Source organism: Cryobacterium sp. M25 (assembly GCF_002929635.1).
In the GTDB taxonomy this organism is placed as follows: Bacteria; Actinomycetota; Actinomycetes; order Actinomycetales; family Microbacteriaceae; genus Cryobacterium; species Cryobacterium sandaracinum.
Window position 1 is genome coordinate 26424 of record NZ_PJJU01000056.1, and the last position, 14871, is coordinate 41294.

Sequence of the window (14871 nt, forward strand, 5' to 3'; positions counted from 1 at the left end):
TTTCTCGCCTGGTTTCGTTCATCCGTTACACGGGTGACGACCTTGGTCGTGGTGGGGCTGGACGGTTGTCCAGCCCCGGATTTGTACTACAAGAGCCAAAGAGTTAGTTTACTTTGCGTTTTCGGCCGTCTTGAACGGGAAGCCCAGCGCCTTGAGCAGCGCGCGGCCTTCTTCGTTGTTCTTGGCCGTCGTCACAACCGTGATATCCATACCGCGGATACGGTCGATCCGGTCCTGGTCGATCTCGTGGAACATGACCTGCTCGGTGAGACCGAAGGTGTAGTTACCGCTGCCATCGAACTGCTTGTCGCTCAGACCACGGAAGTCGCGGATGCGCGGAAGCGCCAGGCTCAGGAGCCGGTCGAGGAACTCCCACATGCGGTCGCCACGAAGTGTGACGTGCGTGCCGATGGGCTGTCCTTCACGCAGTTTGAACTGCGCGATCGACTTACGGGCCTTGGTGACCTGCGGCTTCTGACCGGTGATCTTGGTGAGGTCGGAGACGGCGCCATCCATGATCTTGCCGTCGCGTGCTGCCTCGCCAACACCCATGTTCACGACGATCTTGACCAGGTTCGGAATCTGGTGAACGTTGGTGAAGCCGAGGTCCTTGCTGAGCTGGGCCATGATCTCATCGCGGTACTTCTGCTTGAGACGCGGCAGGACGGCCTCAACGGGCGCTTCTGCTGCTGCAACTGAAGTGTCGGTCATCAGAGGTCCTTCCCTGACTTCTTGGCGTAACGGATGCGGACCGTCTTGGTGACGCCGTCCTTCGTTACTTCTTCGAGGCGGAATCCGACGCGAGTCGGCTTCTTGGTCTCCGGGTCGACGAGGGCCACGTTGGACACGTGAATCGGCGCCTCCATGGTCTCGATGCCGCCGGTCTTGGTGCCGCGCTGGGTCTGGCCCACGCGAACGTGCTTGGTGACGAAGTTGATGCCCTCAACGAGGACCCTGTTCTTCTCCACCAGGATGGCAATGACCTTGCCCTGCTTGCCACGGTCTCCGCCGCGGGCCTGGGTGCGGCCGGTGATGACCTCTACGAGGTCACCCTTTTTGAGTCTGGCCATGATTTAGATAACCTCCGGTGCCAGCGAGATGATCTTCATGAACTTCTTGTCGCGAAGCTCGCGACCGACCGGTCCGAAGATTCGGGTGCCGCGGGGGTCACCTTCGTTCTTCAAAATCACTGCGGCGTTCTCATCGAACTTGATGTACGAACCGTCTGAACGACGGGTCTGCTTTTTGACGCGAACGACGACGGCCTTGACGACGTCGCCCTTCTTGACGTTGCCGCCCGGGATCGCGTCCTTGACCGTGGCGACGATGGTGTCGCCGAGGCCTGCGTAGCGACGGCCGGAGCCGCCGAGCACGCGAATGGTCAACAGCTCCTTGGCACCCGTGTTGTCGGCAACCTTGAGTCGTGATTCTTGCTGAAGCACTTTTTATACCCTTCTATCAAGTAAGCGCGAGGCTTACTTGGCCTTCTCGAGGATCTCGACCAGGCGCCAGCGCTTGGAGGCGCTGAGCGGACGGGTCTCACTGATCAGGACCAGGTCGCCGACGCCGGCGATGTTCGCCTCGTCGTGAGCCTTCAGCTTGGACGTACGGCGGATGACCTTGCCGTACAGGGGGTGCTTCACGCGGTCTTCGACCTCGACAACGATGGTCTTGTCCATCTTGTCGCTGGTCACGTAACCACGCAGCGTCTTGCGGTAGCCGCGAACGAGAGCCTCAGCCTCGGCAGCGACGACCTTTTCGTCAGTCTTCGCCATGACTAGGCCTCCTTCGTCTGGGCGGCGTCGGCCGCAGCGGAGTCGTCAACGGACTCCACTGCAGGCTTTGCCTTCTTGGTCTTCTTCTCAGCCTTGGCCGGAGCCTCAACTGGTGCGGGAGTCGGACGAATGCCCAACTCGCGCTCACGGAGAATCGTGTAGATGCGAGCGATGTCGCGCTTGACCGCGCGGAGGCGGCCGTGGCTCTCGAGCTGGCCGGTGGCCGACTGGAAGCGAAGGTTGAAGAGTTCTTCCTTCGCCTTCTTCAGCTCATCGAACAACCGCTCGTTTTCAAAAGTGTCGAGCTCGACTGAGGCGAGCTCCTTGGATCCGATCGCCATTATGCGTCGCCCTCCTCGCGCTTGATGATGCGTGCCTTCAAGGGCAGTTTGTGGATAGCGCGGGTCAGCGCTTCCTTTGCGACGATGTCAGTGACACCGCTGAGTTCGAAAAGCACGCGACCGGGCTTGACGTTGGCAACCCACCACTCGACGGAACCCTTACCGGAACCCATGCGGGTTTCGGCCGGCTTCTTGGTGAGCGGGCGGTCCGGGTAGATGTTGATCCAGACCTTGCCGCCGCGTTTCATGTGACGGGTGATCGCGATACGAGCGGACTCGATCTGACGGTTGGTCACATAGGCGGGCGTGAGGGCCTGGATGCCGTACTCACCGAACGACAGCTCGGTACCACCGGTTGCGTGGCCGGTACGGCCCGGATGGTGCTGCTTGCGGTGCTTGACTCTGCGTGGAATCAACATGGTTATGCCTCAACTCCTGCTGCAACCGGTGCCGCTGCCTCTGCGCGGGGCGCACGACGCGGTCGGTCGTCACGACGCTCGGGGCGGGTCGACTTAGCGTTGGCCTGCTCGCGAGCGAGTTCCTTGTTGGTGATGTCGCCCTTGTAGATCCAGACCTTCACGCCGATGCGGCCGAAGGTGGTCTTGGCTTCATAGAACCCGTAGTCGATGTTCGCGCGCAGAGTGTGCAGGGGCACACGGCCTTCGCGGTAGAACTCCGAACGGCTCATCTCGGCGCCACCCAGGCGACCGGAGACCTGGATGCGAACACCCTTGGCACCGGCGCGCTGGGCACCCTGCAGGCCCTTACGCATCGCGCGGCGGAATGCCACGCGAGCGGAGAGCTGCTCGGCGATGCCCTGAGCGACCAGCTGAGCGTCGACCTCGGGGTTCTTCACCTCGAGGATGTTCAGCTGGATCTGCTTGGCGGTGAGCTTCTCGAGGTCGGAGCGAATGCGCTCGGCCTCCGCGCCGCGGCGACCGATCACAATGCCCGGACGGGCGGTGTGGATGTCGACGCGAACGCGGTCACGAGTGCGCTCGATCTCGATGCGGGACACGCCGGCGCGGTCGAGACTGGTGCTCAACAGGCGGCGGATCTTGACGTCTTCAGCGACGAAGTCGCTGTAACGCTGGCCCGGCTTCGTGCTGTCAGAGAACCAACGCGACACGTGGTCGGTCGTGATTCCCAGACGGAAGCCATAGGGGTTTACTTTCTGACCCATTACTTCGTACCCTCCTCAGGAGTGGCGAGCACAACCGTGATGTGGCTCGTGCGCTTCTTGATCTGGAATGCGCGACCCTGTGCACGGGCCTGGAAACGCTTGAGGGTCGTACCCTCGTCAACGAACGCCTGGCTGACGAACAGGTCCTGCTCGTCGAGGAAGGTGTTGGCTGCATCAGCCTTGACTCGCGCGTTGGCGATTGCCGAGGCAACCAGCTTGTACACCGGGTCGCTCGCGCCCTGCGGCGCAAACTTCAGAATTCCCAGGGCCTCGAAGGCCTGCTTGCCGCGGATCAGGTTGACAACGCGACGAGCCTTCTGGGGGGTAACGCGGATGTGACGCACGCGTGCGATCGACTCCACCATTTCTTATCCTCCTTCACGTCCCCGCGTTAGCGGCGACGGCCCTTCTTGTCGTCCTTCACGTGTCCACGGAAGGTGCGGGTGGGCGCAAACTCGCCGAGCTTATGCCCGACCATGCTCTCGGTGACGAACACCGGGATGTGCTTGCGTCCGTCGTGCACGGCGATGGTGTGCCCGAGCATGCCGGGGATGATCATCGAACGGCGCGACCAGGTCTTGATTACGTTCTTGCTGCTGGCTTCGTTCGCCTTGACAACCTTGCGAAGCAGGTGGTCGTCAACGAACGGGCCTTTCTTGAGACTGCGTGGCATCGTCTACTCCTACTTACGCTTCTTGCCGACGGTACGGCGACGAACGATGAGCTTGTCGCTTTCCTTGTTCGGGTGGCGGGTACGCCCTTCTTTCTGGCCCCAAGGGCTGACGGGGTGACGTCCACCGGACGTCTTACCCTCACCACCACCGTGCGGGTGGTCGACCGGGTTCATGGCGACACCACGAACGGTCGGGCGAACGCCTTTCCAGCGCATCCGGCCGGCCTTGCCCCAGTTGATGTTCGACTGCTCGGCGTTGCCGACCTCGCCGATCGTGGCGCGGCAGCGGGCGTCGACGTTGCGGATTTCTCCGGACGGCAGGCGCAGCTGGGCGTAGATGCCATCCTTCGCAACGAGGCGAACGGATGATCCGGCGGAGCGGGCCATCTTGGCGCCACCGCCCGGACGCAGTTCGACCGCGTGGATGATGGTACCGGTCGGGATGTTCTTCAGCGGCAGGTTGTTGCCGGGCTTGATGTCAGCACCGGCGCCCGACTCTACGATGTCGCCCTGGTTCAGCTTGTTCGGGGCGATGATGTAGCGCTTGGAGCCGTCCATGAAGTGCAGGAGCGCGATGCGCGCCGTGCGGTTGGGGTCGTACTCGATGTGAGCAACCTTGGCGTTGACGCCGTCCTTGTCGTTACGACGGAAGTCGATCAGACGGTACTGGCGCTTGTGTCCACCACCGATGTGACGGGTGGTGATGCGACCCTGGTTGTTACGGCCACCGGTCTTGGACAGGGGGCGAAGCAGGGACTTCTCCGGCGTGGAGCGGGTGATCTCTGCGAAGTCTGCAACAGATGAACCGCGACGACCGGGAGTCGTGGGCTTGAACTTACGAATAGCCATTTCTTATTCCTCTAGTCCGCGCCGCTTAGCCGACGGCCGTGAAGATGTCAATGGAACCGGACTTGAGCGTGACGATGGCACGCTTGGTGTCCTTGCGCTTGCCCTGACCGAACTTCGTGCGACGCGTCTTGCCGATGCGGTTCATGGTGTTGATCGAAGCGACCTCCACCTTGAAGATCTTTTCGATCGCGAGCTTGATTTCGGTCTTGTTCGAGCGCGGGTCCACGATGAAGGTGTACTTGCCTTCGTCGATCAGGCCATAGCTCTTCTCAGAGACGACCGGAGCGAGGATGACGTCGCGGGGATCCTTGTTGATCGGGGTAGCCATTATGCGGACACCTCTTCCTTCTTGGTCTTGCTCGCCACGAACGCGTCGAACGCGCCCTTGGTGAAGACGATGTCGTCGCTGACGAGAACGTCATAGGCATTCAGCTGGTCCCACGGCAGAACGTGCACCGTCGGCAGGTTGCGGATGCTGCGCAGTGTCAGTTCGTCGGTGCGCTCCAGGACGACCAGCACGTGCTTGCTGCTGGCGATCTGGCTGAGCAGCTCGATGGCGCCCTTGGTGCTGGGCGTCTCGGCGCTGAAGAGTGCGGTCACGACGTGCAGGCGGTCACCACGGGCGCGGTCGGAAAGGGATCCACGCAGTGCTGCCGCGATCATCTTCTTGGGGGTGCGCTGTTCGTAGTTACGCGGGGTCGGTCCGTGGACGATTCCACCACCGGTCATCTGAGGGGCGCGGATCGAGCCCTGACGAGCGCGACCGGTTCCCTTCTGCTTGAACGGCTTGCGGCCGGAACCGGAAACCTCGCCACGACGCTTGGTCTTGTGAGTTCCCTGACGTGCGGCAGCGAGCTGCGCGACGACGACCTGGTGGATCAACGGGACGTTGGTCTGAACGTCAAAGATTTCGGCGGGCAACTCAACGGAGCCGGCCTTCTTACCCTTGGCGTCGATGAGATCGAGTGAGGTAGTCATACGACTAGGCTCCCTTCACTGCATTGCGGACGAATACGAGGCGGCCCTTGGCGCCGGGAACGGCACCCTTGACCAGCAGGAGGCCCTTCTCGGCATCCACGGCGTGAACCTTGAGGTTCAGCACGGTGACGCGCTCGCCACCCATACGACCGGCCATGCGCATGCCCTTGAAGACACGGCTCGGGGTCGAGGAAGCACCGATGGAACCGGGCTTGCGGTGGTTGCGGTGCGAACCGTGAGAGGAGGAAACACCCTTGAAGTTGTGACGCTTCATAACACCGGCGAAACCCTTGCCCTTGCTGGTGCCCATGACGTCGACCTTGGTACCGGCAGCGAACACACCGTCAACGGTGAGTTCCTGGCCCAGGGTGTAGTCAGCGGCATCCGCAGTGCGGAGCTCGGTGAGGTGACGGCGAGGCGTGACGCCTGCCTTTTCGAAGTGTCCGGCGGAAGGCTTGTTGACCTTGCGCGGATCGATGGCCCCTGCAGCGATCTGGACGCCAGCGTAACCGTCGATGTCCTTGCTGCGGATCTGGGTGACAACGTTGGGCGAGATTTCGATGACGGTGACGGGAACGAGCTTGTTGTTCTCGTCCCACACCTGCGTCATGCCGAGCTTCTTGCCGAGGAGACCCTTGGTGGTCTTGGTATCTGAGTAAGACATCGCGGGCCCTAGAGCTTGATCTCGATGTTGACGTCGGCCGGCAGGTCGAGACGCATGAGCGAGTCGACAGCCTTCGGGGTCGGGTCAATGATGTCGATCAGACGCTTGTGGGTGCGCATTTCAAAGTGCTCCCGGCTGTCCTTGTACTTGTGAGGGGAACGGATGACACACACCACGTTCTTCTCGGTCGGAAGCGGCACGGGGCCGACGACAGTCGCACCCGCGCGGGTCACTGTGTCGACGATCTTGCGCGCCGAGATGTCGATGACCTCGTGGTCATACGACTTAAGTCGAATGCGGATTTTCTGTCCCGCCATGTCGAACTCGCTTTCTTGTCAAGGCTTCGTACATCCCGAGGGGCTGCATTGGACGCCGTAGTAGCACTGCTGCTGTCGCACCACTGTTCATCTGTCAATTTCGGCAGGGCCGCGGAGCGGTCATGCCGAGCCAACCCGCTTCTCCACACTCGCGCGTGGGGGAAGGCATGGATTTACCCAGCTTTCCCGGCTGTTGGTTTGAGCTATGTTCTGCTACCCGCGGCCTAACTGTGCACCTGGCGCCTTTCACGGCGAACGGCACAAGCTATGCACTGCCTGGCAGTGATCCCGACACCGCGTGCAGCGCGGCAGTCGAAAGTGTTGAACTAGAAGAGTCTGCCACAGGGTTGGGTCATTGTGCAACCCGGGCGTGTCGCGGGCGGCGTGTCGCCACATCCGCGTCGTTCCGCGGCTCGGCCGGCTCTCGCCCCGGGCGCGTCGCCGCCACCATTCACGCCTCGCGCGGGTGCTGCGCCGCTCCGCGCGGGGCACGCCACCAGCGCAGCGGCGCAACACCCGCGCACCACCGGCACCTCACCGAAACTGGAGTCGCGGGCGCCCGATCGGCAGCCCCAACTGCAGCAGCCGAGTGCGCAGCCGGCTCTGACTCATCCCGACCGGGAAGTCCCACCGGGTGAACGCGTGCACCTGGCGCCGCACGCCATCCTCACGGCGTTTCTCGTCGTAGACCACCTCGGCGGTGGTGCGACCGCCTCGCATCACGGGGTCGAAGTATTTGCCCTTGCCGTCGGCCTCCCCCACCGAGTCCTCGTCGATCCAGTAGAAGTCCGTGAAGACGGTCTTGCCTTCGACGACGAACGGATGCTGCAGCACCGGCTCCGGAAATCCGTTCAGCGCCACGTTGACGCGGCTTCCGGACTCGTTGGGGGAACCGGACAGCGTCGAAGAGAAGTCGATCACTGCCCGCGCCCGCACGGGCCCGCGGAAGGGAAGCAACCCTTCCCAGGTCTCACGCAGCCTGGCTCTGGTGGTCAGAGGCAGAATGCGCCCCCTGCGATCCACCGCAATGGCCCGGTCGGCCATGGCGACCGCGGACTTCAGATCCAGAGTGGCGGCGAGGTCGACGACCGTGCGTTCGACGCTGGTGACCAGGAGTCCGTTCACCACGGCGATATCCCGCGTGTCGAGTCCCAATGCATGCTTGCGGATACCCGGCGTTGAGCGGCCGCCGCGGGTGCGTTCGGTGAGGAAGTGGACCTCGGGCGGCCAGCCGGCGAGAGTGGGGAGTCCCTACAGGACAGCCGCGGACCGGTGGGAGATCACATGTTCCGTCTGGCGCGTGTCTGCTGCGCCGCGCACACAGGCTGCATACCGCTGGTCCGGGGTCAGCGCCGCCCACTCGGCGGCGTCCATGTACTGGCCGCGAGCGAGCCTGTGCAGTTCGCCCCTCTCCGCCTGGCGGCGGAGCCGGAGGTCGACGCCGAAGGCCCTGCGGAGATCGGCCGCGAGGAGCAGGCCGTTGGGTGAGACGTGCTCTTCAGGTGAGTCAGGCATCCGCCCACTGTGCACTGTTGCGTCCCCAGCACCGCGTCGCCACAGGGATCTGCACACTCCCCTCCGGGCAACCCGCCTGTGGAGAACGGGGCGCATCCCGATGCGCGGGTGCTGCGCCCGTTCGCAGGTGGCATGCCACGCGCGAACCGGCGCACGACCCGCGCCACGGTGCGCTCGGTCACCGAAGTGAGCTCGACCAGCGGTTACCTGCCGTCGGGGCCAGTGCCTCGAGCGTCGCGGTCGGTCGGACCGTCCCCGCGACCGAGGTGTTTGTCCGCCGCCGCTCGGGCATCCTTGATCTTGTCGGCGTGCTTGTTGCCGGTGACCTTGTTCGCGGCGGCGGCGCCCCCGTCGAGGATCTTGTCGGCGATCTTCTCGCCCTTCTCTGTTTTGAGGAACTCCTGCGCTTTGCGGCTGATGTCGTTGAAATTCACGGGGTGCTCCGATCCGGGGCGGTTGAGGTTCATTTCAAGGCTAGTTCCTGGACGATTCGGGATCAACTGGCCCCGCAAGTCGGGGACGAAAAAAAGGGCCGGCCCCGAAGGACCGACCCCATTTTCTGAAGGGAACTACTTGATGATCTTGGTCACCGTTCCGGCGCCGACGGTGCGGCCACCTTCACGAATGGCGAAGCCGAGGCCCTCTTCCATGGCGATCGGCTGGATCAGCGCGACGTTCATGTCGGTGGTGTCGCCGGGCATGACCATCTCGGTGCCCTCAGGCAGCGTGATGACGCCGGTGACGTCCGTGGTGCGGAAGTAGAACTGCGGGCGGTAGTTCGCGTAGAACGGGTTGTGACGCCCGCCCTCATCCTTGGACAGGATGTACGCGGTGCCCTCGAAGTCGGTGTGCGGCGTGACCGAACCCGGCTTGACGACAACCTGGCCGCGCTCGACGTCTTCGCGCTTGGTGCCACGAAGAAGAAGGCCACAGTTCTCGCCGGCCCATGCCTCGTCGAGCTGCTTGTGGAACATCTCGATACCCGTGACCGTGGTCTTGATGGTCGGGCGGATGCCGACAACCTCGACCTCGGAGTTGATCTTGAGGGTTCCACGCTCGGCGCGGCCGGTGACGACGGTTCCACGACCGGTGATCGTGAAGACGTCCTCGATCGGCATCAGGAAGGGCTTGTCCTTGTCGCGGACGGGCTCCGGGAAGTAGTCGTCGACAGCCTTCATGAGCTCAAGGATGTTGCCGACCCACTTCTCGTCGCCTTCAAGCGCCTTGAGTGCGGAAACGCGCACGACGGGAGCGTTGTCGCCGTCGAAGCCCTGGGCGGAGAGGAGTTCGCGAACCTCGAGCTCAACGAGCTCAAGGATCTCTTCGTCGTCAACCATGTCGGACTTGTTCAGGGCCACGAGCAGGGACGGCACGCCGACCTGCTTCGCGAGCAGAACGTGCTCACGGGTCTGAGCCATCGGGCCGTCAGTAGCGGCAACCACAAGGATCGCCCCGTCCATCTGAGCAGCACCGGTGATCATGTTCTTGATGTAGTCAGCGTGGCCCGGTGCGTCGACGTGCGCATAGTGACGCTTTTCGGTCTCGTACTCAACGTGCGAGATGTTGATCGTGATACCGCGCTGGCGTTCTTCCGGAGCAGAGTCGATCGACGCAAAGTCGCGCTGAACGTTCGTCTTGGACGGGTACGTGTCGGCAAGGACCTTGGAGATCGCTGCAGTCAGCGTGGTCTTTCCGTGGTCAACGTGACCGATCGTTCCGATGTTTACGTGCGGCTTGGTCCGCTCGAACTTGGCCTTGGCCACTGTGGGTCCTCCTCAGGACTCATGGCTCCATCGACCGCTGGTTTGCGGCCGGTGAAACTGCTGGATTTGTGTACTTATGCTACTCGGGCCGGGAGGCCGAAGCGATTTGGGCCCGAAGGCCCGGAGAGACCGGAAGCCTCAGGCTATTCGCCCTTGTTCTTCTGGATGATCTCTTCGGCCACGGCCCGGGGGACCTCCGCGTAACTCTCGAAGGTCATCGAGTACACCGCGCGGCCCGAGGTCTTCGACCTCAGGTCACCGATGTATCCGAACATCTCCGACAGCGGCACGTTGGCGCGAATTACCTTCACTCCCTGAGCGTCCTCCATGGTCTGGATCTGTCCACGACGGGAGTTGAGGTCGCCGATGACGTCGCCCATGTATTCCTCGGGCGTACGAACCTCGACGGCCATCAGCGGCTCGAGCAGAACAGGGTCAGCCTTACGAACGGCTTCCTTGAAGCCCATCGAACCGGCAATCTTGAAGGCCATCTCCGAGGAGTCGACGTCGTGCGCGGCGCCGTCAAGCAGGCTTGCCTTGACGCCCACCATCGGGTAGCCGGCCAGGACGCCAACGTGCAGCGCATCCTGGATTCCTGCGTCCACCGAGGGGATGTACTCCCGGGGGATGCGGCCACCCGTGACCTTGTTGACGAACTCGTAGCTCTTCTCGGCAGTGATCTCGAGCGGCTCGATCGCGATCTGAATCTTCGCGAACTGCCCGGATCCACCGGTCTGCTTCTTGTGCGTGTAGTCGTGACGCTCGACCGCCCTGCGGATGGTCTCGCGGTAGGCGACCTGAGGCTTACCGACGTTGGCTTCGACGTTGAATTCGCGACGCATCCGGTCGACCAGGATGTCCAGGTGAAGTTCACCCATTCCCTTGATGACCGTCTGACCAGTTTCCTGGTTTTGCTCGGTGCGGAAGGTCGGGTCTTCTTCGGCCAATTTCTGGATCGCAAGACCCAGCTTCTCCTGATCCTGCTTCGTCTTCGGCTCGATCGCAACCTCGATGACCGGGTCAGGGAACGTCATCGACTCGAGCACGACCTGCGCGTTCGGGTCGCACAGGGTGTCGCCTGTGGTGGTGTCCTTGAGGCCGATGACCGCGTAGATGTGACCGGCGGTCACGAAGGCCACCGGGTTCTCCTTGTTGGCGTGCATCTGGAAGATCTTGCCGATGCGCTCCTTCTTGCCCTTGGTCGAGTTGACGACCTGGGCGCCGGAGTCAAGGTGACCGGAGTACACGCGAACGTAGGTCAGACGACCGAAGAACGGGTGAACGGCGACCTTGAACGCGAGGGCCGTGAACGGCTCCGTCGCGTCGGGGTGACGCATGATGACCTTTTCCTCGTCGCGCGCGTCGTGGGCCTCAATGGCCGGCACGTCGAGCGGGGTGGGGAGGTAGTCGACGACTGCGTCAAGCATCGGCTGAACGCCGCGGTTCTTGAACGCGGAACCGCAGAGGACCGGATAGATCTCGCTAGAGACCGTGAGCCCCCGAATCGCGTGCTTGATCTCGGAGACGGTGAGCTCTTCGCCGGAGAAGTACTTCTCCATGAGGTCGTCGTCGGTCTCGGCGACGGTTTCGAGGAGCAGCTTGCGGTATTCCGCGGCCTGCTCGGCAAGGTCGGCCGGAATCTCTTCGATGGCGTACTTGGAGCCCATCTCGACGTCACCCTTGGAGTCGCCGCGCCAGGTCAGTGCACGCATTTCGACGAGGTCGACAACACCTTCGAAGGTGTTCTCGGCGCCGATGGGCAGCTGGATGACGAGCGGCTTCGCGCCGAGGCGCTTGACGATGGTGTCGACCGTGTAGAAGAAGTCGGCGCCGAGCTTGTCCATCTTGTTGACGAAGCAAATGCGGGGCACGTCGTACTTGTCGGCCTGGCGCCAGACGGTCTCCGACTGGGGCTCAACGCCCTCCTTGCCGTCGAACACTGCGACGGCGCCGTCGAGGACGCGGAGCGAACGCTCCACCTCAACGGTGAAGTCGACGTGGCCGGGGGTGTCGATGATGTTGATCTGGTTTGCGGCCCAGAAACAGGTCGTCGCGGCAGACGTGATGGTGATGCCACGTTCCTGCTCCTGCGCCATCCAGTCCATGGTCGAGGCGCCGTCGTGCGTCTCGCCGATCTTGTGATTGACACCCGTGTAGTACAGGATGCGCTCAGTGACGGTGGTCTTGCCGGCATCAATGTGAGCCATGATGCCGATGTTGCGGACCTTACTCAGGTCGGTGAGCACGTCAAGTGCCACGGGGGTCCTCCGGAAGTTTGCTTGTGGATCTTGGGGCGAAACAGAGCATCCGGTCGCCGGGCCCATCGAGATCTGCTCTCGACAAGCCCGGATTCCGGAGCGCGACTACCAGCGGTAGTGAGCGAAGGCCTTGTTCGCCTCGGCCATCTTGTGCGTGTCCTCGCGGCGCTTCACAGCGGCGCCGAGGCCGTTGGATGCGTCGAGGATTTCGTTGGTGAGACGCTCGGTCATCGTCTTCTCGCGACGAGCCTTGGCGTAGCTGGTCAACCAGCGCAGAGCCAGGGTGTTGGCGCGGTGCGGCTTGACTTCGACGGGCACCTGGTAGGTGGAACCACCGACGCGGCGCGAACGCACCTCAAGGGTCGGGCGCACGTTGTCGAGTGCCTTCTTCAAGGTGACGACGGCATCCGCACCGTTCTTGGCAACGACGCCTTCGAGTGCATCGTAAACGATGCGCTCGGCGAGGCCCTTTTTGCCGTCGAGGAGGATCTTGTTGACGAGCTGGGAGACGATGGGGGCGCCGTATACCGGGTCAGCGATAACGGGACGCTTGGGCGCTGGGCCTTTACGAGGCATTACTTCTTCTCCATCTTGGCGCCGTAGCGGCTACGAGCCTGCTTGCGGTTCTTGACGGCCTGGGTGTCCAGTGCGCCGCGAACGATCTTGTATCGAACACCGGGGAGGTCCTTCACACGACCACCGCGGACGAGCACCATCGAGTGCTCCTGCAGGTTGTGACCCTCGCCGGGAATGTAGGCGGTGACCTCGGTACCGTTCGACAGCTTGACGCGGGCGACCTTGCGGAGGGCCGAGTTCGGCTTCTTCGGCGTGGTCGTGTAAACACGGGTGCACACGCCGCGCTGCTGGGGGTTGGACTTCAGGGCGGGCGCCTTGGTCTTGGTGACCTTGGGGCTGCGGCCCTTTCGTACCAACTGCTGAATGGTGGGCACTAATTACTCCTTGTTTGTGCTGCACGGTGACAGCTCATTGATGGTTAGCATTCGAATCGCTCCGTTTCCGGCCCAATCGAGTTCATCTGGACCCACCGAAACACGCGGAATGGGTTTCGCGAGCCGTAGTGGGTATGCCGTGGGGGCTGCTCGGAGAGCACACCCTGTGTGAGTGCCACATCAAGGCGCCTAAGGTGCGGCACGACAAGATCGCGGTGGCATGACTCAAGCGCACGACAAAGCGCACACCTTCAGAGGATATCCCGGGGGTGACCGCTGGGTCAAATGGATCACGCGGCCCAAGGGGTTCGTTCAGGTGTTGTTCAGGGGCCGTGCGGCCAGAGCGGGGAATCGAGCGCGGTGTCGAGGTCGGCGAGGAGAGCGATCACCCAGGGTTCGACGAATTCGGTGACAGCGCTGCGCATCCGTTCACGGTGCCGGGACAGTTCGGCGCAGACCCGACCGCCGACGAGCGCCGCGTGTTCGTCGGCGCGTGTGACCTCGGCGCGGATGGCCGCCTTCTCCTCGTTGGTCAAGGGAAGCGGGTCAACGGGCAGGGCCACGGATGCCTCTGGCCGGGCGAGTTCGGCGAACGTGAAGAGGTAGGGGGCGTCGGGCGGTGCCGGCGGGTCAAGGTCGAGGCCGGTGTAGGCCGGGTCGAGGCCCTCAGCGGGGCGGTAGGTCAACGCGGCCTGCTTGCGCTCCTCGTTCAGGCGGATCTCCCGGAGCAGCAGGGGAAGGTGCGTCTCGGTGAACTCGTCGACCTCGGCGTCGATCAGGTGCTTCAGGCGCATGGCGAGGGCGTGCTGCACGGCGTGCGGGACATCCGTGGCCAGGCCGGCGGCGGCGATGACCGGCGACCCGAAGCAGGTGCGGCACAGGCGTGAGCGGCCGCGATGCGTGCCCGGGCGCCAGCGAGGCAGCCAGTTGAGCCAGTCGTCAACCTGTTGGCTGACCCGCAACTCGATGGAACCGCCCATGAAAGTCAAGGGTACCCGATCGGAGTGCTCCGCAGTCAGCGACTTTCAGGCCGGCGGTGTTTCAGTCTTCGCCTTGCTCCCACGGCCATTTCGGGGGGCCGCGTTCGGGCATCCGTGAGGCGAGGACCAGCGAGTAGAGCAGGGTGACGATGAAGGAGAGGATGCCGGTGGTCACCGCGAACGGGCCCAGCAGCACGGAGGCTGCGAACCCGACGCTATCGCCCGGGAGCCCGGCGGTGTCGGCCGGCACCCCGGTGCCGAGCGCGTAGAGCACCCCGCCCACCAGAACGAAGACGACAAGCGCGGCGACCCCGGTGCCGAGGGAGTACCCGACGGCGATCCGCTGGTTCTCCGGTCTGGTGCGCAGCCCGAGCAGCAGCATCAGGGTGAACACCAGCACCACGGCGGCGGCGGTCATGAACGGGCCGACGAGAGGTCCGGCGTTGGGGTCACTGATGACATCCGTGTCGGTCAGCAGGCTGATCATTCCGAAGGCGGCGACGAGGAGCGCGGCAAGGAGCACTGCCGCGAAGACGGCGACGACCGTCGCGTACTTCTGGTAATTTCGCATCGCTCCCCCTTGATGGCGTACCTGCTGGGGCCCGGCACGCTGAGCGCCGGGCGT

23 protein-coding genes are annotated in these 14871 nt (G+C 63.3%); all 23 read right to left on the reverse strand.

Annotated elements, in window-relative coordinates; genetic code table 11:
• Positions 1 to 108: 108 nt before the first annotated feature.
• Positions 109 to 711, reverse strand: a complete 603-nt coding sequence (rplE, locus tag CXY81_RS12055; protein WP_104194967.1) for a 50S ribosomal protein L5 — start codon at positions 709 to 711, stop codon at positions 109 to 111.
• On the reverse strand, positions 711 to 1070 hold the full coding sequence (gene rplX, locus CXY81_RS12060) for a 50S ribosomal protein L24 (RefSeq protein ID WP_104171759.1): 360 nt from the start codon (positions 1068 to 1070) through the stop codon (positions 711 to 713). Before rplX ends, rplE begins: the two co-directional genes overlap by 1 nt.
• Positions 1071 to 1073: 3 nt before the next feature.
• Positions 1074 to 1442 carry a 50S ribosomal protein L14 gene (gene rplN, locus CXY81_RS12065; protein ID WP_104100960.1) on the reverse strand — a complete coding sequence of 123 codons (369 nt, stop codon included), beginning with the start codon at positions 1440 to 1442 and terminating at the stop codon, positions 1074 to 1076.
• A gap of 33 nt (positions 1443 to 1475) precedes the next feature.
• A complete protein-coding gene (gene rpsQ / locus CXY81_RS12070) occupies positions 1476 to 1775 on the reverse strand; it encodes a 30S ribosomal protein S17 (RefSeq protein WP_104100961.1) in 300 nt (99 codons plus the stop codon).
• 2 nt (positions 1776 to 1777) lie between these two features.
• Complete coding sequence (rpmC, locus tag CXY81_RS12075; RefSeq protein WP_104171758.1) at positions 1778 to 2116, reverse strand: 50S ribosomal protein L29; 339 nt, start codon at positions 2114 to 2116, stop codon at positions 1778 to 1780.
• Positions 2116 to 2535, reverse strand: coding sequence for a 50S ribosomal protein L16 (rplP, locus tag CXY81_RS12080; protein ID WP_104100963.1), 420 nt, complete (start codon positions 2533 to 2535; stop codon positions 2116 to 2118). The genes rpmC and rplP overlap by 1 nt, the downstream gene beginning before the upstream one ends.
• Before the next feature lie 2 nt (positions 2536 to 2537).
• Positions 2538 to 3299, reverse strand: a complete 762-nt coding sequence (gene rpsC / locus CXY81_RS12085; protein WP_104100964.1) for a 30S ribosomal protein S3 — start codon at positions 3297 to 3299, stop codon at positions 2538 to 2540.
• Positions 3299 to 3664, reverse strand: coding sequence for a 50S ribosomal protein L22 (gene rplV / locus CXY81_RS12090; protein ID WP_104100965.1), 366 nt, complete (start codon positions 3662 to 3664; stop codon positions 3299 to 3301). Before rplV ends, rpsC begins: the two co-directional genes overlap by 1 nt.
• 26 nt (positions 3665 to 3690) lie before the next feature.
• Positions 3691 to 3972, reverse strand: coding sequence for a 30S ribosomal protein S19 (gene rpsS, locus CXY81_RS12095; RefSeq protein ID WP_104100966.1), 282 nt, complete (start codon positions 3970 to 3972; stop codon positions 3691 to 3693).
• A 9-nt stretch (positions 3973 to 3981) separates the two neighbouring features.
• Positions 3982 to 4821, reverse strand: coding sequence for a 50S ribosomal protein L2 (rplB, locus tag CXY81_RS12100; protein WP_104100967.1), 840 nt, complete (start codon positions 4819 to 4821; stop codon positions 3982 to 3984).
• 25 nt (positions 4822 to 4846) lie between these two features.
• The gene (gene rplW, locus CXY81_RS12105; protein ID WP_104171757.1) at positions 4847 to 5149 is read right to left on the reverse strand and encodes a 50S ribosomal protein L23; all 303 of its coding nucleotides are present in this window, start codon (positions 5147 to 5149) and stop codon (positions 4847 to 4849) included.
• Entirely contained in the window at positions 5149 to 5799 is a 651-nt protein-coding gene (gene rplD / locus CXY81_RS12110; RefSeq protein WP_104100969.1) for a 50S ribosomal protein L4, read from the reverse strand. Before rplD ends, rplW begins: the two co-directional genes overlap by 1 nt.
• Before the next feature lie 4 nt (positions 5800 to 5803).
• Positions 5804 to 6463: a 50S ribosomal protein L3 gene (rplC, locus tag CXY81_RS12115; RefSeq protein ID WP_104100970.1), complete on the reverse strand. Its 660-nt coding sequence runs from the start codon at positions 6461 to 6463 to the stop codon at positions 5804 to 5806.
• 8 nt (positions 6464 to 6471) lie between these two features.
• Positions 6472 to 6780 carry a 30S ribosomal protein S10 gene (rpsJ, locus tag CXY81_RS12120; protein ID WP_035834607.1) on the reverse strand — a complete coding sequence of 103 codons (309 nt, stop codon included), beginning with the start codon at positions 6778 to 6780 and terminating at the stop codon, positions 6472 to 6474.
• 534 nt (positions 6781 to 7314) lie between these two features.
• Entirely contained in the window at positions 7315 to 7908 is a 594-nt protein-coding gene (locus CXY81_RS12125) for a hypothetical protein (protein WP_146067687.1), read from the reverse strand.
• 123 nt (positions 7909 to 8031) lie between these two features.
• The gene (locus CXY81_RS12130) at positions 8032 to 8295 is read right to left on the reverse strand and encodes a hypothetical protein (RefSeq protein ID WP_104194969.1); all 264 of its coding nucleotides are present in this window, start codon (positions 8293 to 8295) and stop codon (positions 8032 to 8034) included.
• A 203-nt stretch (positions 8296 to 8498) separates the two neighbouring features.
• Complete coding sequence (locus tag CXY81_RS12135) at positions 8499 to 8729, reverse strand: Rv0909 family putative TA system antitoxin (RefSeq protein ID WP_134511889.1); 231 nt, start codon at positions 8727 to 8729, stop codon at positions 8499 to 8501.
• Between the two features lie 135 nt (positions 8730 to 8864).
• On the reverse strand, positions 8865 to 10058 hold the full coding sequence (gene tuf / locus CXY81_RS12140) for an elongation factor Tu (protein WP_104171753.1): 1194 nt from the start codon (positions 10056 to 10058) through the stop codon (positions 8865 to 8867).
• A 143-nt stretch (positions 10059 to 10201) separates the two neighbouring features.
• Positions 10202 to 12316 carry an elongation factor G gene (fusA, locus tag CXY81_RS12145; RefSeq protein ID WP_104171752.1) on the reverse strand — a complete coding sequence of 705 codons (2115 nt, stop codon included), beginning with the start codon at positions 12314 to 12316 and terminating at the stop codon, positions 10202 to 10204.
• A 105-nt stretch (positions 12317 to 12421) separates the two neighbouring features.
• On the reverse strand, positions 12422 to 12892 hold the full coding sequence (rpsG, locus tag CXY81_RS12150; protein WP_066597688.1) for a 30S ribosomal protein S7: 471 nt from the start codon (positions 12890 to 12892) through the stop codon (positions 12422 to 12424).
• Positions 12892 to 13266 (reverse strand): 30S ribosomal protein S12, encoded by a 375-nt coding sequence (gene rpsL, locus CXY81_RS12155; protein ID WP_055811472.1) that lies wholly within the window; start codon positions 13264 to 13266, stop codon positions 12892 to 12894. The genes rpsG and rpsL overlap by 1 nt, the downstream gene beginning before the upstream one ends.
• A 323-nt stretch (positions 13267 to 13589) precedes the next feature.
• Positions 13590 to 14246, reverse strand: coding sequence for a spermidine/putrescine ABC transporter substrate-binding protein (locus CXY81_RS12160; protein WP_104194971.1), 657 nt, complete (start codon positions 14244 to 14246; stop codon positions 13590 to 13592).
• Between the two features lie 61 nt (positions 14247 to 14307).
• Positions 14308 to 14817 (reverse strand): DUF6121 family protein, encoded by a 510-nt coding sequence (locus tag CXY81_RS12165; RefSeq protein ID WP_104194972.1) that lies wholly within the window; start codon positions 14815 to 14817, stop codon positions 14308 to 14310.
• Positions 14818 to 14871 lie beyond the last annotated feature (54 nt).